The organism is Rossellomorea vietnamensis, assembly GCF_001305855.1.
GTDB lineage: Bacteria > Bacillota > Bacilli > Bacillales > Bacillaceae_B > Rossellomorea > Rossellomorea vietnamensis_A.
Map to the genome: position 1 here is coordinate 24,625 of NZ_LIXZ01000004.1, position 16,967 is coordinate 41,591.

At 45.3% G+C, this 16,967-nt stretch carries 22 protein-coding genes; 16 read left to right on the forward strand and 6 right to left on the reverse strand.

The genetic code is table 11. The features are described 5' to 3' along the window. Positions 1-4 precede the first annotated feature (4 nt). On the forward strand, positions 5-1,138 hold the full coding sequence (locus AM506_RS06330) for a zinc-dependent alcohol dehydrogenase (RefSeq protein ID WP_060671654.1): 1,134 nt from the start codon (positions 5-7) through the stop codon (positions 1,136-1,138). A 91-nt stretch (positions 1,139-1,229) separates the two neighbouring features. On the opposite strand, the gene AM506_RS06335 is transcribed toward AM506_RS06330, so the two are convergent. Together AM506_RS06335 and AM506_RS06340 are read right to left on the reverse strand one after the other, a co-directional pair. Next, positions 1,230-1,745, reverse strand: a complete 516-nt coding sequence (locus tag AM506_RS06335; protein ID WP_060671847.1) for a DUF3231 family protein — start codon at positions 1,743-1,745, stop codon at positions 1,230-1,232. 154 nt (positions 1,746-1,899) lie between these two features. Next, a complete protein-coding gene (locus AM506_RS06340) occupies positions 1,900-2,604 on the reverse strand; it encodes a YetF domain-containing protein (protein WP_060671655.1) in 705 nt (234 codons plus the stop codon). A 142-nt stretch (positions 2,605-2,746) separates the two neighbouring features. Here AM506_RS06340 and AM506_RS06345 point away from each other — a divergent pair, with 142 nt between their 5' ends. The 3 genes from AM506_RS06345 to AM506_RS06355 are packed head-to-tail and all read left to right on the forward strand — an operon-like array spanning position 2,747 to position 3,831. Next, a complete protein-coding gene (locus AM506_RS06345; RefSeq protein WP_060671656.1) occupies positions 2,747-2,974 on the forward strand; it encodes a spore coat associated protein CotJA in 228 nt (75 codons plus the stop codon). Further along, positions 2,974-3,234, forward strand: coding sequence for a spore coat protein CotJB (locus tag AM506_RS06350; protein ID WP_060671657.1), 261 nt, complete (start codon positions 2,974-2,976; stop codon positions 3,232-3,234). Before AM506_RS06345 ends, AM506_RS06350 begins: the two co-directional genes overlap by 1 nt. A gap of 27 nt (positions 3,235-3,261) precedes the next feature. Further along, positions 3,262-3,831 carry a manganese catalase family protein gene (locus AM506_RS06355; RefSeq protein ID WP_060671658.1) on the forward strand — a complete coding sequence of 190 codons (570 nt, stop codon included), beginning with the start codon at positions 3,262-3,264 and terminating at the stop codon, positions 3,829-3,831. Positions 3,832-3,884: 53 nt separating this feature from the next. Here the strand turns inward: AM506_RS06355 and AM506_RS06360 are convergent, their stop codons facing one another. Beyond that, positions 3,885-5,057 (reverse strand): YhgE/Pip domain-containing protein, encoded by a 1,173-nt coding sequence (locus tag AM506_RS06360; protein WP_060671848.1) that lies wholly within the window; start codon positions 5,055-5,057, stop codon positions 3,885-3,887. Positions 5,058-5,446: 389 nt separating this feature from the next. Between AM506_RS06360 and AM506_RS06365 the strand changes: the two genes are divergently transcribed. From AM506_RS06365 to AM506_RS06405, 8 genes are all read left to right on the forward strand, one after another. Then, the gene (locus AM506_RS06365) at positions 5,447-6,313 is read left to right on the forward strand and encodes an ABC transporter permease subunit (RefSeq protein ID WP_060671659.1); all 867 of its coding nucleotides are present in this window, start codon (positions 5,447-5,449) and stop codon (positions 6,311-6,313) included. Next, positions 6,310-7,320, forward strand: a complete 1,011-nt coding sequence (locus AM506_RS06370) for an ABC transporter permease (protein WP_060671660.1) — start codon at positions 6,310-6,312, stop codon at positions 7,318-7,320. Before AM506_RS06365 ends, AM506_RS06370 begins: the two co-directional genes overlap by 4 nt. Positions 7,321-7,369: 49 nt before the next feature. Next, positions 7,370-8,305: an alpha/beta hydrolase family protein gene (locus AM506_RS06375; protein ID WP_060671661.1), complete on the forward strand. Its 936-nt coding sequence runs from the start codon at positions 7,370-7,372 to the stop codon at positions 8,303-8,305. Between the two features lie 121 nt (positions 8,306-8,426). Next, positions 8,427-8,834 carry a YbaN family protein gene (locus AM506_RS06380; RefSeq protein WP_235576054.1) on the forward strand — a complete coding sequence of 136 codons (408 nt, stop codon included), beginning with the start codon at positions 8,427-8,429 and terminating at the stop codon, positions 8,832-8,834. Between the two features lie 477 nt (positions 8,835-9,311). Beyond that, the gene (locus AM506_RS06390) at positions 9,312-9,635 is read left to right on the forward strand and encodes a PadR family transcriptional regulator (RefSeq protein WP_060671663.1); all 324 of its coding nucleotides are present in this window, start codon (positions 9,312-9,314) and stop codon (positions 9,633-9,635) included. Between the two features lie 2 nt (positions 9,636-9,637). Continuing rightward, positions 9,638-10,408 carry an HAAS domain-containing protein gene (locus AM506_RS06395; protein WP_060671664.1) on the forward strand — a complete coding sequence of 257 codons (771 nt, stop codon included), beginning with the start codon at positions 9,638-9,640 and terminating at the stop codon, positions 10,406-10,408. Positions 10,409-10,690: 282 nt separating this feature from the next. Next, positions 10,691-11,230, forward strand: coding sequence for a sigma-70 family RNA polymerase sigma factor (locus AM506_RS06400; RefSeq protein ID WP_060671665.1), 540 nt, complete (start codon positions 10,691-10,693; stop codon positions 11,228-11,230). After that, positions 11,223-11,861 carry a hypothetical protein gene (locus tag AM506_RS06405; RefSeq protein ID WP_060671666.1) on the forward strand — a complete coding sequence of 213 codons (639 nt, stop codon included), beginning with the start codon at positions 11,223-11,225 and terminating at the stop codon, positions 11,859-11,861. The genes AM506_RS06400 and AM506_RS06405 overlap by 8 nt, the downstream gene beginning before the upstream one ends. 42 nt (positions 11,862-11,903) lie before the next feature. Here AM506_RS06405 and AM506_RS06410 read toward each other — a convergent pair whose 3' ends face one another. Further along, positions 11,904-12,092 (reverse strand): hypothetical protein, encoded by a 189-nt coding sequence (locus AM506_RS06410; RefSeq protein WP_060671667.1) that lies wholly within the window; start codon positions 12,090-12,092, stop codon positions 11,904-11,906. 391 nt (positions 12,093-12,483) lie between these two features. Between AM506_RS06410 and AM506_RS06415 the strand changes: the two genes are divergently transcribed. The 4 genes from AM506_RS06415 (at position 12,484) to AM506_RS06425 (ending at position 16,097) form a co-directional block, all read left to right on the forward strand. Continuing rightward, positions 12,484-13,137 carry a hypothetical protein gene (locus AM506_RS06415; RefSeq protein WP_060671668.1) on the forward strand — a complete coding sequence of 218 codons (654 nt, stop codon included), beginning with the start codon at positions 12,484-12,486 and terminating at the stop codon, positions 13,135-13,137. Between the two features lie 226 nt (positions 13,138-13,363). Next, a complete protein-coding gene (locus AM506_RS06420) occupies positions 13,364-15,436 on the forward strand; it encodes a hypothetical protein (RefSeq protein WP_060671669.1) in 2,073 nt (690 codons plus the stop codon). A gap of 161 nt (positions 15,437-15,597) precedes the next feature. Beyond that, the gene (locus tag AM506_RS23280) at positions 15,598-15,729 is read left to right on the forward strand and encodes a hypothetical protein (RefSeq protein ID WP_268788378.1); all 132 of its coding nucleotides are present in this window, start codon (positions 15,598-15,600) and stop codon (positions 15,727-15,729) included. Beyond that, positions 15,726-16,097 carry a hypothetical protein gene (locus AM506_RS06425; protein WP_060671670.1) on the forward strand — a complete coding sequence of 124 codons (372 nt, stop codon included), beginning with the start codon at positions 15,726-15,728 and terminating at the stop codon, positions 16,095-16,097. The genes AM506_RS23280 and AM506_RS06425 overlap by 4 nt, the downstream gene beginning before the upstream one ends. Before the next feature lie 186 nt (positions 16,098-16,283). On the opposite strand, the gene AM506_RS06430 is transcribed toward AM506_RS06425, so the two are convergent. Both AM506_RS06430 and AM506_RS22960 read right to left on the reverse strand, forming a co-directional pair. After that, positions 16,284-16,649, reverse strand: coding sequence for a hypothetical protein (locus AM506_RS06430; RefSeq protein ID WP_060671671.1), 366 nt, complete (start codon positions 16,647-16,649; stop codon positions 16,284-16,286). 113 nt (positions 16,650-16,762) lie between these two features. Continuing rightward, on the reverse strand, positions 16,763-16,903 hold the full coding sequence (locus AM506_RS22960; RefSeq protein WP_200908422.1) for a hypothetical protein: 141 nt from the start codon (positions 16,901-16,903) through the stop codon (positions 16,763-16,765). Between the last annotated feature and the right edge of the window lie 64 nt (positions 16,904-16,967).

Consider the following 16,967-nt stretch of genomic DNA (forward strand, 5'->3'; position numbering starts at 1 on the left):
CACCATGAAAGCCGTCACGTATCAAGGAAAGAATTCTGTTGCCGTCAAGAAGGTGGAGGACCCGCGGATCCAGGACTCGGAGGATATCATCGTCAGCATTACATCCACCGCCATCTGTGGATCCGACTTACATCTTTACAAAGGGAATTTCCCGCTCCCGATCGGATATGTCATTGGACATGAACCGATGGGGATCGTGGAGGAAGTCGGGAAAGATGTGACGAAGGTCAAAAAGGGAGACCGTGTGATCATCCCGTTCACCGTGGCGTGCGGGGCATGTCCGTATTGTGAGCAGCATTTGGAAAGTCAATGCGATCATTCGAACCCTCATTATGACTCTGGAGGATTGCTTGGGTATTCGGAGAAATTCGGTAATTACCCCGGGGGACAGGCGGAATATCTCCGAGTTCCATACGGGAACTACACCCCGTTTTTAGTACCGGAGAGGTGTGAACTGGAAGATGAAGAACTCCTCTTATTATCCGATGTACTTCCGACTGCCTATTGGAGTGTGGAGAATGCCGGAGTGAAAAAGGGGGATACGGTCATTGTCCTCGGATGCGGTCCTGTCGGATTGATGGCCCAGCAGTTTGCCTGGAAAAAAGGGGCAGAGAGGGTCATCGCCGTGGATTATTTCGATTACCGCCTGCGTCACTCCAAAAGGATGAACCATACAGAAACCTATGATTTCACTCAGTACGATGATATGGGAGAAACATTAAAAGAGTTGACGAAAGGCGGAGCGGACGTGGTCATTGACTGCGTCGGGATGGATGGGAAGAAGTCTCCCATTGAATTCATGGAACAGAAGTTGAAGCTCCAGGGAGGAACGCTCGGGCCGATCCAGATTGCGACCAAAGCAGTCAGAAAGTGTGGAACGGTTCAACTGACCGGGGTATATGGCGGACTTTATAATATGTTCCCACTCGGGGCATTCTTCTCCCGGAATATTACGTTGAAAATGGGTCAGGCCCCGGCGAGAGCCTATATGGCACCACTTTACGATCAAATCGTCAAAGGCGAAATCGACTCGACATCCATCATTACGCATAAACTTAAGCTTGAAGAGGCAGCAAAAGGGTATCATCTCTTTAATGAGAAAGAAGACGATTGCATCAAGGTGATTTTGAAGCCATAATTGGGGATTTCTCTGGTCCCCCCCCAATAAAAAAAGATTCTCAGGTCGACTGGAAAACAGTCACAACCTGAGAATCTTTCTATTTCATGGATTACTCACAATGTTCGTTTTTGTTTTTATGAAGCGGGGGAGGAATCAGCCATCCCTTTTCTTTGTTCATTTTTAAGACTTTCGCACCCAATTGTGCTTTTTGCATATGAAATTGGCCGAACATCATTGCAACGTCTTCACGGATGCTTTGACCCATGATGGCGCTGCAGGCCACTAATCCTGCGGCGATATTCGCAGACATTCCTGCTGCAATGGACGGATCCGGCATCCGGGCACCAGTCGGGATATCATCCAGGCACGCATGTGGAGGCTCTGGTGGAGTGGGAGGAAGTCCGATCCCATTTTCCTTTAACAGTTTCTCGACTTGCTTGATTTCTTCCTGACCGCCTTCGATGCTATCTTTCAGTAATTTCTTCAGATCATCATCCCCGGCGTGATTAAGCTGCATCTGATACCCAGCCACGGTGGCTTTCGCCGTCAATAAATAGTTCCACGTTCCAAATACTTCACCATAATGCAATGGTTCTTCTTGTGGATTTCCACTTAAAATACCCATCATCATCCTCCTGATCGTCATATTAGTGTGCCACCTTTCGAAAACGATTGTACGAGCACAATGAATATTTTTCTCAAAAAGTCAGGAAAGTATGTAATCAGTTGGTGATTGATTTGATTCGTTTTTTTCTGGTATCGGTCCGGCATCTTGTCAGTCAGTTCAGGACATCATTGTATCGATCTACCGCAAGCGTTCCGTCTTTTTGAATTTCCGCATAGAACACATCTGACATGTCAGTGATTCCTTGTGAGGTTAATTGTTCCTTCAGCCAACTTTCATCCAGCTGAAGCTCGCGCAGACTGTTCATCACTACTTGTCCGTCTTCTATCAAAGCGGTGGGCATTGCCACCTGATGGGTGGGACTGAGGCTCGTGAAAGTCTGTTGGTCTCCCTTTGTGAGAGGTTGATGCTTCTCCTTTTTCATGACAGACAGGGTTCCATCGGTTTCAAAGATGGCGTAGTCCACTTCTTTGATGGAAAACACATTTTTCTTTCTCAACAGGACGTTCAAAGCATCAAGGTCCAGTCGTACTTTGCTCAGCTCTGCATCCATCACTTCCCCTTTTCGGACGACAACCCGGGGCACACCCTCAACCGCTTTCCTGAATGCTTTCGATTTAAGGTCGATAAGCCCCATTACAATCGTGAAAATGGTCCACCCCGCCAACGCAATCACTCCATTCCGTACACTTATGGATGAATCTATGGCAAGGGATGCTCCCAATGTCCCGATGGCAATGGCTGATACAAAGTTGAAGAAGGTCATCTGGGAAATCTCTTTTCTTCCCATAATGCGGGTAAGGGCAAGCAGCAGGACGAAGGAAAGGATGAGTCTGAATGAAAGCTCGATAATGGTCAATGTTCTTCACCTCTTCATTGTTTTGCTTCTTTAGTATGATGCGCAATCTCCAACGATTTATTTAAATCGGATGGCATAAGTCATGGGTGAAGCCTCTTCTGCATAACAATAGAAAGATATTGCCAAATCAGGAGGGAATACCGTGCATACAAACTATAAAGTGTATTATCCATACGTCAGTCCTTTTGACCCTTGTCCACCGATCACGAAGAAGGTGTACTCGACACCGCCCAATCTCTATATGGGATTTCAGCCTGCCAATCTCGAGCAATTCACACCTCGGGAAGCATTGAGGAAAGGGACGCTCTGGAAAGCGTTCTATGATCCATACTACAGCCCTTATGAACTGAATGCGGACGGTGACTCGTGATGAAACAGCTTCCTGCTCATTATTACGAGGTGATGGAGGAACTTCAGACCGTTGATTTCGTCATCGTCGAGCTTACCTTGTACTTAGATACACACCCTGATGATTACGAGGCCATCAAGCAGTACAACGAATATGTACGGATGAGGAAAAAAGTCAAAAAGAAATTCGAAAAGGAATTCGGTCCCTTGACCGGGTTCGGATACAGCTATTCAAACTATCCGTGGGACTGGAAAGACGCGCCTTGGCCATGGCAGGTCTAAAACGGAATAAAGGAGAGGATAGACACTATGTGGGTTTATGAAAAAAAACTTCAATATCCTGTACGGGTCAGTACGTGTAATCCGAAGCTGGCCAAATTTCTGATCGAACAGTACGGCGGCGCCGACGGAGAGCTCGCGGCAGCACTGAGATACTTGAATCAGCGTTATACGATTCCCGATAAGGTCATCGGCTTACTGACCGACATCGGTACTGAGGAATTCGCCCATTTAGAAATGATCGCCACCATGGTGTATAAACTCGTGAAAGACGCCACACCGCAGCAAATGAAAGACGCAGGTCTCGATCCACATTACGTGAATCATGACGGCGCGATCTTTTACCAAAATGCGGCCGGTGTCCCCTTCACCGCTTCCTACATCCAGGCAAAAGGTGACCCGATCGCAGACCTCTATGAAGACATTGCCGCCGAAGAAAAAGCGAGAGCCACCTATCAGTGGATCATCAATATGAGCGATGACCCTGACCTGAATGATGGACTCCGTTTCTTAAGGGAACGGGAAATCATCCATTCCCAACGTTTCCGGGAAGCGGTGGAAATATTGAAAGACGAGCGGGATCGGAAGGTGATTTTTTAATTTGGACTGAATGAAAAAATGGTCAGCAGCTAAAAGCCCTGACCATTTTTTTATTATCCTTCTACAGTCTTTTCGACCGCAGAATGGGGTTTTAACGCAGTTGCCAATATGACGAGCATACTCCCAAGGCCAATCCAGACAAGCGTTGATACGGAAGAACTCCACGTCAATCCTTTTCCAAAGAAGAACAATTCACGTAAGCCTTCTACCATGAACTTCATCGGCAGCCATGAATAGAACCAATCACGGTAAAACGATGACATCATTTCAGGGGCCATGGCAAGAAGCGGAGCCCCGAAGAACAACATTAATACAAAGAGAGGCATGCCTCTAAGACCGATCAGAGAAAGGATCGCTGAAATCATCAGGAAAAAGCTGAATGACGTGATACTCAGGAACAAGGCGGTATCGGACAAATCGGGAATATGGAATCCTATGAGTCCGTCGGCGATCCAGGTCAAGCCAAATCCGATGACAAGAGCCACAACCGCTCCGGTCAGAATCTGCATGAATCTCGTCACAAGCTCTTCTCGTCGGCTTGAAGCCGTTCGTTTGCTGACAGCGAGATAAATGACCGCGGCACTTGCCATGCTTGCCATCCAGAGGGGCTGGAACAATGACACGGGGGAGTTTCCGTTAGCACTATGTGTTCCGATTTCATTGACGTTCGTCACCGATTTGGTGATGGGGTTCACAAGCTTTGAAACTTGTTGCGGAGTCAGCGTTGCGCTCTGTTTCCCGAATCCATCGAGCAGTTGCTCGCGGACCGTATTGTTTAAGTTGTCCACGACACCATTCAAGATTTGGCCGGCAGCCGTGGCAGCCATTGTGTTCATACCTTGATTGATGTAGATTTCCACTTCAGGGGAAGCGGGGTCCGGTGTCCGCAGTGAAGCCTGCTTCGCACTGAAATCATTCGGGATGACGAGGGCTGCATAGTATTCCTGATGATCCAGGCCACTTTGCACAGCTTCTTTGCTTTTCACATTCACCCATTTCACGGCAGGGGCTTCATCACCAGAAGTCATCTGCATCTTTTCAACGATGACTTCGCCCATGTTCATCTTTGGTTGTTCCGGTAACTGTACACCCTCGTCTTCATTCACAATCGCAATCGGCAGATTCTTTGGCTGAGGCTGAACAGATGGGAACAAAGTCAGGGAGAAAATAAAGATGATAGCCAATGCGATAAGTGGGGATGCGAGTACCAGTTTGTTTTTGAAAATGTTCATTTTATAAACCTCCTTGTTTGAAAAGTGAGTAATCACTCACAAATAATATCACTCAGTTTTTACTGAATGTCAATAAAAAAGTGAGTACTCACTTTTTTTATATTTATAGAGGAAATTCGACATTGAGGAATGATTATTGGAATTTCCGCATGATTATCAGTACTCCCGCTCGATTATTCTTAACCCAGCTTGAATATTTATAATCCGGCACGATGGTAGTCAAAACATGCACGATTCATGGAAGGCATGATATTTGAGGACTGGTAAGGTCCATTTCCATTGAAAAATTTTCAGGGGTATAGGTTTATTTAGTTTTAATTGACAGAATTTTCAAATCTGGTATATTGGTAATGATTAGCAGTAGTCATTACTGGAGGTACAAGATGAAACAAATCAAACAAACCGGCTTGGAAGCCGTTCTCATTATCATCGGAATCATTCTCGTCAGTGCCACATCCGGCCTGTTCAAAACTCAGGCACTTTCCCTCGTGACATATGGACAAGAATTAATGGCGGTATGCAGGGAATTAGTCGAGCCTCACCATCTCGTCTATACAAACCCAGTCTCGCACATCGAACGTCCTCTCTTTCCCATTATCCTGAAGGCTTTCATGAGCAGTGCACGCATCTTTTTCCTTGCGCTTGGGTTGGCGTTGACTTGTTCAGTCTTATTGATGATTCTCTATTTTTCAGTCGGGAAAAGGATTCAGAGAGGGGTGGAAGCTGTCTCGTTTTATCTCGCATCGCTTCCTGATATTTTTGTCATCGGGAGCCTGCAGATTCTCGTGATCTGGTTTTTTAAACAGACCGGGATTCTCGTGGTCGACATCGCATCACTTGGGGAAAATCAGGTCATCCTGTTCCCGGCGGTTACGCTCTCGATCCTGCCGACGTTCTTCTTTCTGGGATCGATGGTCTCTTTTTTAAAGGAAGAAGAGGGACTCCCTTATGTGGAACTTGCGAAGGGAAAGGGACTCGGCAGATTCCGGATCATGTTTATCCATATGATGCGGAATGTGCTCGTCAGTTTAACCTATCACGGCAAGCAGATCATCTGGATGATGCTCTCGAATCTATTAATCTTGGAATATCTTTTCAATGTGTTCGGGGTCACGTCGTTTCTATTTTCTTATAACACGCCTGCGATTTTCGCGATTACGTCGATCATGCTATTCGTTCCGCTCTATCTTCTGTTGAAATTCATGCAGTTCGTGATCTCGAAAAAAATAGGCAGGGAGATGAGTCTATGAGAAAGTGGAATCGGCATCATGTCATGATTAGCATCTGTTTAGTGTTCATCGTCGTGCTCGTCGGATGGAGTATGGTCTTTAATCTGACCGATGCCAAAATCCCCAATACATATATCCTCTATGATGATGAGGCCAATATCATCGGGGATGCGCCGTTTCCCCCTTCAGCCGACTTTCCGTTCGGGACGGACCGGGAAGGGGACCACCTGTTTTACAAAGTATTGGAGGGTGCCCAGTATACCATTGGGGCAGCGATCGGAATCTCCCTCCTCAGTTTCATCCTTTCATTCGTCATCGGGGTACTGGGAGGATTTACGAAATCCCGTGGGAAAAAGTGGACACAATCGATTTTCACGTCCTTTTATTTCATCCCGCAATCGATTATCGCCTACAATATGCTCTATCCCCTACTATGGGAACCCATGCAAGGATTTGAGACGAGTTTCACCGAGCGGGTCATTTGGCAGTCCATTGCCCTGGCCGTGATCACGGCCCCGACAACGGCGATTCTCCTCTCCAATGAGACCCGGCAGATTCTCGACAAAGAGTTCGTGACGTGCGCCCGGGTCCTTGGCGGAAGTAAGACTTTCTTGTTCAAAAAACATGTGCTTCCACACTTGAAGCCCCGGCTCTTTATCATTTTCCCGAAGATCATGATCCAGGTGCTTCTCATCATAGCCCACCTCGGATTCTTCGATCTGTACTTCGGTGGAACCGATGTGTGCTACGGCCCCATGTGCCCGCCGCCGCAACCATTCGTTCAGGAATGGGCAAGCATCATGTCCATGAGCTTTGTCGAATTGACCAACGCCTGGTGGATCTTCATGATTCCAATGTTTTTCTTCGCCCTGACGATCCTGTCCTTGACGGGGATTGCGAGGGGACTGGAGGGATTGCTGGAGGAGGATGAGGTGAAGGGTGGTTCGGTTAAAAAGGATAAGTCTGAACGTAAGGAGAACGGTGCTTTGATGGAGAGTGACTTTAGATTGGTCGATCGGGAGATGTGAATGATTCATATAATACATCAAACAAATTTACCGCACCAGGGGGAATGAAATGAAGAGGACGAACGCTCTAATCCCGCTAATCCTATGTCTTATTTTGACCTCTTGTTCAGCTGAAAAGGAGAATACGGTTGTAAAAGATAATACGAATGAAGTCGTAGCATTTGATTCGATACAAGTGGAGGGTCTGAATCCAACCTTGGAGTCCTATAAGATGACCTACAAGAGCGAAGGGGAAGAAGCCGTAGCATATGTGTCCTTACCGAAGAAATCAGGCTCGTTTAATATAAATCTTGTTCTGCACGGCGGTTTTCCAGCATCAAAAGATTTGTCCCATGTATCAGATATAATGGGGGTGAGCTTCGATGAGAGCATGCTTCTCTACTCTGCATCCCCGGGTTTGATCAGCCTCGTGCCATTATACAGAGGATACGGGGAAAGCGGTGGGACCGTTCCCGGTTTAAATGGAGCGACACTTGACACGAGTCATGCAATCGATGCCTTAATGGCGTATCTCGAGAAGAACGAGAAGCGAAAAAGTATGGGGAAGGTGTTTGTAATGGGGACATCACTAGGTGGGGGAGTCGGACTGAAACTGGCCACGATCCGGGATGATGTTGCCGATGTGGTGGCCGTAAGCCCGTATGTCGGCCTGGATCCGGTCTACCCTTGGCTGTTGGAGAATCCGGATAAAGACATCGGTTTTCTGGAAATGTTTCAAGACGCATATGGGGACTATGACAAGAGCTTAAAACAAACGAAAGAAGAATCCATTGATGTGAAAAAGATAAATGTGCCGGTCCTGATCGTACAAGGGGACGCGGATCGTCATATCGATTGGCATCCGGTCAAGAGTTTCTATGATGGATTAAAAAAAGAGAATGACAATACGACATTTGAACTCATTCCGGATGGGGACCACGCTCTCATGAATAAGCAGGAAGAGTTGATTAAGATCAATTCGGCATGGTTTGATGAGCAGTTTTGATGGAGAGGTGAATGGCAGCGGATGAGTGGATTAACAATAATCTCCTAACCCGCCACACCCACCTTTCTGCTATATTTATAGTACAATGAAGGAAAACGGTTGAGGGTAGGGGAGATGGATCATGACATTGAAAAAGATGAAGAGCATCCTGTTCATGCTGCTCGGGTTCATTGCCTTGGTGTGCGGGATTGCCGGCACAGTCCTGCCTGTTCTGCCGGGTGGCCCGTTTTATCTGCTGGCGGTTTACTTCTTTTCCAAGAGCTCAAAACGGGTTGACGCCTGGTTTAAAAACACGTATATATACAAAAAATACGTCGTCTCCTTTCTCGAAAAAAAGGGCATGACCCTGAAAGAAAAAATCAGGATCAATCTGACGGCAGACTTCTTTATCCTGCTTTCCGTCCTGTATGTCGACATCCTTGCTGTCCGGATCATGCTTATCGGACTCGCATTCTATAAACACTATTACTTTATAAAAAAAATCAAGACGCTCCAGCCGGAGTCGTATCAGGTGGAGGAAAGCCAGTAATCTACAGGCTTTAGTCAAAATGAAAAGATATCAATTAAAACGTGATTTCAGAGGAGTCAAAAAGGGCTCCTGTTTCTATTTGGTCGTTGAATCCGAATATATCGGCATCAAGGAATATGTGGTACGAACGCAGGATTTCTCAAGGAGAATGATCATTTCTGAAAGAGAAATGGAGAAGTATTTTATCAGGATGCCATAAAGGCCCGTCGATGAGACGAGTCTTTTTTTGTTGCGAAATATAGATTAATCGAAAATCAGGCATGATGTAAGATATATATTGCATGAAGTAATATACATGTCTATCAGAAAAAAGGAACGCTGAAGGGGAAGGTCCGTCCCTCAAATAGGGGTTGAACTGGTTTCCAGTATCTGCTAAGATATATCTATATTGTATTGCAATATAGTCTAGATATGTATTTTTTTAGTGTACTATATTGCTTTGCAATGTAGTTGGGTTGTTGGAGAGGGGGAACTAGGGTGTCATCCAGTCAGTTATTGAAGGGGATCCTGGAGGGGTGCCTGCTTTCGATCATTTCAAAAGGTGAAGTGTATGGATATGAAATGATGGAGAAGCTTGCGGCCAAAGGTTTCAAAATGGTCAAAGAAGGTAGCATTTATCCGTTGCTCCTCCGAATGAAAAAAGAAGGGCTCGTGACAGCCTGTCAGAAAGAAATGCCTTCCGGCGGGCCGAAACGGAAATATTACTATATCACTCCAAAAGGAAAAAAAGAGTTGGAGGAATTTAAACAAAGGTGGAGAGAAGTCTCTGTGAGTGTGAATCAATTACTGGAGGAGGAGTGAGCATGTCATTATCGAAAGAGAGCGAAGACTTTCTGGGGAATCTGAGAATCTATTTGATTTCAAGCGGGAAGAATGAACAAGAAGTCGATGAGATTGTGGGGGAACTGGAGGACCACTTGGTTGAAACGGAGAAAAGGGGAAAGAGCGTAGCAGAGGTAACCGGTTTGACACCCCGGCAGTACATGAATCAAATTTCCGCAGAAATGCCCATCGACTACAGAAGTATCTTCAAGTATATCGTAATGGTATTAATGGGCGCTTTCTCCTTTATCGTATTGGGAGATGCCTTAAGCGGCGACCTGACCTATTCGTTATTTGTATTGATCGGTTATCCGCTCGTCATGATTGGTTTTTTATTCTGTACCGCAGCGATTTTTAAATATGTTTCAAGCCATCCGGTGTCAAAAGCAAGAGAGTGGGCGTTATTTTCCATCCTTGGAGGAATTCCCATCTTGTTTTTTACGGGGCTGTTATTTCTAGGCCAGACCGTTGAGGCACCTACCATACTAATAGGGGGAATTGGGAGGATATGTGCACTGATTCTTGCCATCGCGGTCATTATCGGTGTATCTATATGGTCAAAAACCTGGATAATGATCATCCTTGCGATCCTTCTGAATGGACCGGAACTTCTCATTCAACAAAGTTCCTTTTCGGAAGAAACAAAGCTGATACTAACCGGCGTTTCTCTTCCCGTTTTTGTGGGAGGTTACGTTGTCCTTCTTATATTGAAGGAGAAAAAGAAGGAAAAGCAGTCACGGCCAGTGATGTAATAAAGTAGTTGGGACGTTCCTCTGGCAGCGTCCTTTTTTGATGTTCAGAATAAAGAATAGTCGGCTCTCCGTACTTTTCTCCAGTTTGATGATTGACTAAGTCGGCAAATAAAAGAAAGGATTGTCTGATCTGACATGTTTTGTCATAATGAAAGCGAGAACTGCCTGATGAAAGCCTGTCGGAGGAGATCCGACAGGCTTTGTTTATGGATAAAACTGTAAAAATAAAACTTTTTCTATTTGAGATGCGTCTCATTAATGTACATACAAAGCAGGTGAATTATGGAACAGCTGACGAAATACGAGAAAGACCGACTACTTGAGGAAGCGATGACGAAATACGGAAATGACGTCTATTATGTGGTCTTTTCCTATGTAAAAGAACATAGCCAAGCAGAAGATCTCACGCAGGAGATATTCATCAAGTTTTATCAAAAAATGGATACGTTCAGGGAAGATTCTTCCCTCAAGACATGGATCATCTCTGTCGCCATCAACCATTGCAAGGATTTTTTAAGAAGATGGGATACGCGAATGATCAGTATTTCCAATAAGATCAACGATATGGTGAAGGGAAAGATGGGAGCGCCGGAACAGACCGTGATCAAAAATGAGCAGAATTCTGAGCTGATTCAAAACGTCCTGGACCTTCCCGTAAAATATCGGGAAGTTATTTTCCTCTATTATTTTGAAGAAATGAAGCTTGCCGAAATCGGTGAGAGTCTCGACATCAACACGAATACAGTGAAAACCCGGCTGACAAGAGGTAAGGCCCTGCTCGGTTCCACGATCAAACGAAGCGAGGTGTTTAAGAATGGATGAACTGAAATCTTTACGTGGATTGATGAAAGAAGAAACGTTCAAAGGGCGGGGTTTTACCGAAAAGATGAGAGAGAATATCCTGAATGAAGTCCATTCTAAGCCATCCAAGTCGTTTTCCATCTTGAAAAAGCCGGTTATTGCCCCTGTCCTGTCATTCCTATTTTTCGCTGCATGCCTCTCGATCTTTGTGTACTTCGGCGGAACACAGCTTGGCATCATCGGGAACAATGCGAGCGCTCCATTATATGAAGCAAGCGACCGTCCAGAATTTCTGGGAAAAGAGTTCAAATTCATCACTAAAGTTCCATTCAAAGTGGAAAATGTCATCACGGAAGCGAAGGAAGGCCCTTACGGAAATGCACAAATCGTCACTCTCATGGGTCCGGAAAAGCAGACGATCAGGATGTCTTTTCAACTCCTTGAACCGGGGACCGATCTGACCTTGTCAGAGGAACCGGTAAAAGTCGGTTCTTCTAAAGGAAGCTATTCTGAAACAGATGGTCCTTTAAAGATAAGTACGCTGATATGGACGGAAGGCGAGGCGATATATGAAATGAAATACATGCCCGCACGGTCCGGTATCACTCTCACTAAACACGACATGATACAGATGGCGGAGTCTTTCCGTTAAGGAAAAAGGATGATGGTTGCCTGCGCCATCATCCTTTTACTGTTAGTTACCGTAGACCACTTTCACGATTTTTCCGCTGCTGTCATATGTGACCCTTTTCCACTGACTCCCGCCATTCGCGCTTATATATAAGACAATTGTGTAACTGCCCGAAGTACTCCGGGAAGCTTCTTTCCAGGTGACGCCACCTTGGCCACCGCCGTCTTCAATGACTTTCGTTCCGTCATTCATCTTAGACCAACTCCTTTTGTTAGTGAATACCATTAATCTATGACTATCATACTATAAAACGTCTAAGTGGATTTTCTTTTTATAAAGGTATGGGATGGGGAAATCACTGGTAAAGATCGGGATAGCTTGTGTAATCCGGTCGATATATAAATATTTTAATATTAAATAAAGAATATTCGACAAGCTGGCATGAATAGTGATAATCCTGCTCGATTCTATTAGTACCGTTCCCGCACGATAAATCTGAAACCGGCATGATTATTCCTAATTCCGCTAGAAAGGGAGTGAATTCCGCACGAATAGGAATGAAGGAAAGGATTGTATAAAACTCCTTTCTTTGAAATAATTGGCAGTGTCATAAAGAGATTTTTTACAAAAGGAAGTTGAATCCATGATAAGAAATAAAAAATTCCTCATTGCCTCAGGCGTGATCCTCATGATCTGTAGGTCTCTCTATTTTCCGTATCCCAACAATAAAATGATTTTTGAGCGCAGTACGTTCATGTCCTTTCCAATCAGCGACCAGGACGGATACAATATGCTCGCAATCGTTGGTTCAATCTTTTTTATCTTTGCGATGATTTTACTCGTAAAGGGAATTTCTAAATACCATTTTCGAACGGTGATTCTCGTGTTAATCGCCTATTCACTATTGCCTCTTGGTCTTGTTTCCGTTTACCAGGAAACGCTAGCGAGTGGCATTTCAGCCATTTCGTATGATGGTGAGGGGACGTGTGATTTCGAGAGTGACAGTGAGGACGAATTAAACGGGGAATGTCATCTGCAAATTACCAACCATAGTGGTGATCCGGTGACATTCGACATCGAATTTCTGGATTCATATATTCCGTATGAGGATCACCGCAGGACATCCCTGATGAATGAGGGCGGTCCTTATAGAATCACGGTGGAAGCCAATACTGAAAAAATGATTGATTTCAAAGAGTTACTCGACGTATCCGATGTCCCTTATCATGTGGATGGGGGAGGCTCTACCAATGTTCACTTCAAGATTTCTGATGGGGAGAGGGAACGGGTTTTATAAGGGAAAATGAAATGGCAAGGGAGTTTGATAGCGGAGATTTCTCTACTTTTGCTAGATTTATATTGAACCTTTGGCAGTCATTGTTTCTTCAGTCAAAATTTGACCAGCATCTCATACCCCACTAGGTTAAACAATCAATTTCCCCCAACTTCCTATAATACGCGAACGAACTATATTTGTGCGCATAAACTATTCTGATAGCTTATAGGAAGGAAGGTCATGGAAAGTGAAAAAGAGAAATAAAAAAGAAACAGTTTCGTGTCAAATCCAGCTTCCCCCAAAAGGATGTCCGGATTTATTCCCACCTCACAATTGTAATACTCCTGTCATCCAGCTGGAGGTATTGGGGGTCATCAGTTGCGAAGCGACCGTTAGGGGAAGAGTATTATGTGATCATTCCCCAGTAGAGGGGGTACAAGTAACCCTATCTTCCACCTTTCCAGAATTGATGTTCAGCGATCCGACTCCGGTCACCAACAATCGGGGTGAGTTTACAACTACAGCGACGGTCCCCCGTGGAACACCGATTACACCTGACGTCCGGATTACGGCAACAGCTACTGTATCAGATGAAACCGTAAGTGATTCGATTATTGTAAGGGTTGAGTGTATTCGATGTGAAAATCCTGTACTCACGTTGAATCCGATCCGGGGTCCGGTGGGATGTCAAGGAACTCAAATTTCAGGACGACTGATCTGTGACGGGGTGCCTGTCCCAGACGAACCAATCTCATTTGAGATCGAAAATCATTCAACTAAAGTGACGATTGCGCCGAACCCCGCGGTTACTAGTGCAGACGGAACCTATACGGCAACATTGGTGCCATTCCTCGGAATCGATTCAACGATTACCGTGACGGCATCGGCCATAGTCGGCGGACATCCGGTAACATCAGAGACACAGTCGGTAACGGTTGAGTGTCTGCCGTGTCAAAATCCAGTCATCATCCTGAATGACCTGGAGCCAATCGTTTGTAGCGGTTTGGTGACAGGTCGCGTCCTATGTGATGGAAGGCCGGTACCGGGCGTGCAAGTGAGGTTAAGCAGTCCGCTCCTTATTTTCGCGTCAACGATAGCCATCACAAACGCCAACGGTGAGTTTTCAAGCAGAGTCAGTGTTCCACCCGGTACCTCTGATCAGGTGACCACATATACAGCAAGGGCAGAGGTAAACGGTATCATTGTTTCCGACACCAATTCCGTCGAAGTCAGCTGTCCTCCGTGTCAAAATCCTGTCATTCTATTAGACGACCCCGGCCCGATCAGCTGTAGAGCCACTATTACCGGACGTGTCCTGTGTGATGGAGCACCGATACCGGGCGTGCAAGTGACCTTAAGCAGCCCGCTCCTTACATTTCAGCCCTCTGTCGTGACAACGAATATCAACGGAGAATATACCAGTGTGGCAACCGTGCCATTCCCGACCCCGATAACAGAAGGAGTGCCTTATACGGCAAGTGCAACGGTGAACGGCATCGCTGTCTCTAAAACCCATTTTTTGCGTGCAGGATGTGTCGACTGTCCAAATCCGGCCATGAATCTGATCGTACCTCCTACCATCGAATGTTCGGGGACCATCATGGGACGAGTGGTCTGTAATACAATGACACCGATTCCGAAAGTGACGGTCTTCTTCGATATCGTCCAATCAAATAACAACGTTTTTATCGATCCCAACCCGGCTATTACGGGTGTGGATGGCCATTATACGGCGACGATCATGGGGGTTGCGGGGACTATGGAGACCGTTACCGTGAAAGCGAGAGCGACGGTTGATGGTATACCAATCAGTGCAGGACCGTTCAGCGTCCGCATCAATTGTCCGGCGCCACCCGCATGTCCGTGTAAATTCAAGCTCGATACACAAGGAGGAGCGCAGCCTGGTGCCCAAATCAGAGTGACCCAATTCGGTCATGTTCTAGATTATACCGGAACGTTGAATGTGACCATCAACGAATGTGGTGCCACTAAAGGAGGACCTTGTAACCCTGCCGTGGATAACTTTAACTTCGCCTTCAATGCCAATAACGGGGATAACTTCCAATTCACCCAGGGCAGAAGAACGATGATTGCCTGCGAGAATAACTTTACGGTGGCCATCGTGGAAGGAATGATCAACGGCCGGATCAACAATGGTCCTACTGAGACATTCGAGGCTAGAATCAGGGCGACCCTCAACAATGTCACCGGTCAGATCACCTTTGAAATCTTTGCCACCGATGTCACAACTACCACTTTCGAGACACTTGTTCCATTTACAGCATCCGGAAGTCCGCAGTCGTTTATAACGGGTTGTTAAAGACCTTTGATAAAAATATAACCAAAAGCAACGGAATGATTCCCGTTGCTTTTTTGTTTGAAAGAATCCACAATTAGTTCTTAAGTAACGGTATTATAGTTTCGTATGTAGAAATTTGTCGTCATTTAGCAAATGGTGGAGAAGTCAGAGGAGAGAAGCAGATGAAAAAAATGAATTTCAGGAATTTGAAGATCGGTAAAAAGTATGGATTGACCCTTACATTTGTGTTTCTTTTATTTGGGATGCGACTGTCGTTGTCACAGGCTTACTGTATAAAGTGGGAAATGATGTGAAAGACCTTCAGAGAAGAAGTGATCTTGCCATTGATGTGACGGAGATGGGATCGATCACGAGATCCAAGAGCATTCGCATCACTCAATACATAGCAGAAGGAAAGTCGCAATACGTGGATGAATACACCGAAAGAAGAGAGAAGTTTAATACATTCGAAGAGGACGTCAGGTCGAAAATTGATTCAAAAGAGGATATGACCATTTTTGAACAGGTCATTCAATTGGATAAAGCAATGAATGATTTATTCTTGGATGGCGTGGTGCCTGCAGCCGAAAGTGGAAATCTTGATGAAGCAAGAAGACTTGCCAACCAGGCGGATTCGATTCGGAGTAATACAGTATCAATAACGGACACATCAGGTGGATAGAAAATATACTCATCTGTTTCTTCATATTTTTATTCGTATCGCTATTTCATTGGGCAGAAAAGTCATATAAGTGGAAAAGAGATCATCTTTAATCGGATAACGGTTTCGGGGAGAGCCTAGTAGCAACGAGAGACGAAGAAAAAATGTGAGGGGCTGGGTGAATGAGAGAATTCATGCTGCAACATGTTACCGTTCCACCCGATTCTCAAGGTTAAATACCCGCTTATCGATATCAGTCGTTTTCGCATTCACATAGTGGAATTCGGAATCTACGGTTTGCTTCGTCACTTTTAATAAAGCAAGTACATCTTCGGTTTGTGATGCTTCAATCCGGCCAACGGTTGCTTTGATATTTTTCACGTCCACTTGGGTCTGTTTCAGATCAGAACGAATACCACTCACGTCCGCTTGAGTCTGTTTCAAATCAGAACGGATGCTGCGAACATCAGCTTGAGTCGTCATCAGCTCACTTCGAAATTCCATCATGTCACTGCGCACTTCTTTCATTTCACCACGTAAATCCAACAATATTTCTAGTATTTGCTTTTCCATTTTTCTCACCTCCTTCCCATTATTATAAAACATCTGAATGGGACATTCTACCTTGAATCATTTCCTTTTTGGAGGAAAAAAGGGGACGATGAGAACCGCCCCCCTTTGCATCACTAATCTCGCATAGCTCCCGCTTCCCGGGAAGTCATGGCACCTTGCCCTGCAGCTACGTCTTTTTGAATTTGCTTTTTCACCTGTTGTGGGTCCGTCCCTGATATCGTGGATTTCATATTCCTTTGATTTGGCTTTTTCATAAACAGATCACCTCCCTTAGCTATTAGTATGAGCGGTGCTATCTCGGGATATGAAAAATGTTTC

Bases quoted from the DNA above. Each gene is read 5' to 3' on its own strand.
- AM506_RS06330 (WP_060671654.1), top strand. From the start codon at position 5: ATGAAAGCCGTCACGTATCAAGGAAAGAATTCTGTTGCCGTCAAGAAG.
- AM506_RS06335 (WP_060671847.1), bottom strand. From the start codon at position 1,745: ATGGGTATTTTAAGTGGAAATCCACAAGAAGAACCATTGCATTATGGT.
- AM506_RS06350 (WP_060671657.1), top strand. From the start codon at position 2,974: ATGAAACAGCTTCCTGCTCATTATTACGAGGTGATGGAGGAACTTCAG.
- AM506_RS06355 (WP_060671658.1), top strand. From the start codon at position 3,262: ATGTGGGTTTATGAAAAAAAACTTCAATATCCTGTACGGGTCAGTACG.
- AM506_RS06365 (WP_060671659.1), top strand. From the start codon at position 5,447: ATGAAACAAATCAAACAAACCGGCTTGGAAGCCGTTCTCATTATCATC.
- AM506_RS06370 (WP_060671660.1), top strand. From the start codon at position 6,310: ATGAGAAAGTGGAATCGGCATCATGTCATGATTAGCATCTGTTTAGTG.
- AM506_RS06375 (WP_060671661.1), top strand. From the start codon at position 7,370: ATGAAGAGGACGAACGCTCTAATCCCGCTAATCCTATGTCTTATTTTG.
- AM506_RS06380 (WP_235576054.1), top strand. From the start codon at position 8,427: ATGACATTGAAAAAGATGAAGAGCATCCTGTTCATGCTGCTCGGGTTC.
- AM506_RS06395 (WP_060671664.1), top strand. From the start codon at position 9,638: ATGTCATTATCGAAAGAGAGCGAAGACTTTCTGGGGAATCTGAGAATC.
- AM506_RS06400 (WP_060671665.1), top strand. From the start codon at position 10,691: ATGGAACAGCTGACGAAATACGAGAAAGACCGACTACTTGAGGAAGCG.
- AM506_RS06405 (WP_060671666.1), top strand. From the start codon at position 11,223: ATGGATGAACTGAAATCTTTACGTGGATTGATGAAAGAAGAAACGTTC.
- AM506_RS06410 (WP_060671667.1), bottom strand. From the start codon at position 12,092: ATGAATGACGGAACGAAAGTCATTGAAGACGGCGGTGGCCAAGGTGGC.
- AM506_RS06415 (WP_060671668.1), top strand. From the start codon at position 12,484: ATGATAAGAAATAAAAAATTCCTCATTGCCTCAGGCGTGATCCTCATG.
- AM506_RS23280 (WP_268788378.1), top strand. From the start codon at position 15,598: ATGAAAAAAATGAATTTCAGGAATTTGAAGATCGGTAAAAAGTATGGA.
- AM506_RS06430 (WP_060671671.1), bottom strand. From the start codon at position 16,649: ATGGAAAAGCAAATACTAGAAATATTGTTGGATTTACGTGGTGAAATG.
- AM506_RS22960 (WP_200908422.1), bottom strand. From the start codon at position 16,903: ATGAAAAAGCCAAATCAAAGGAATATGAAATCCACGATATCAGGGACG.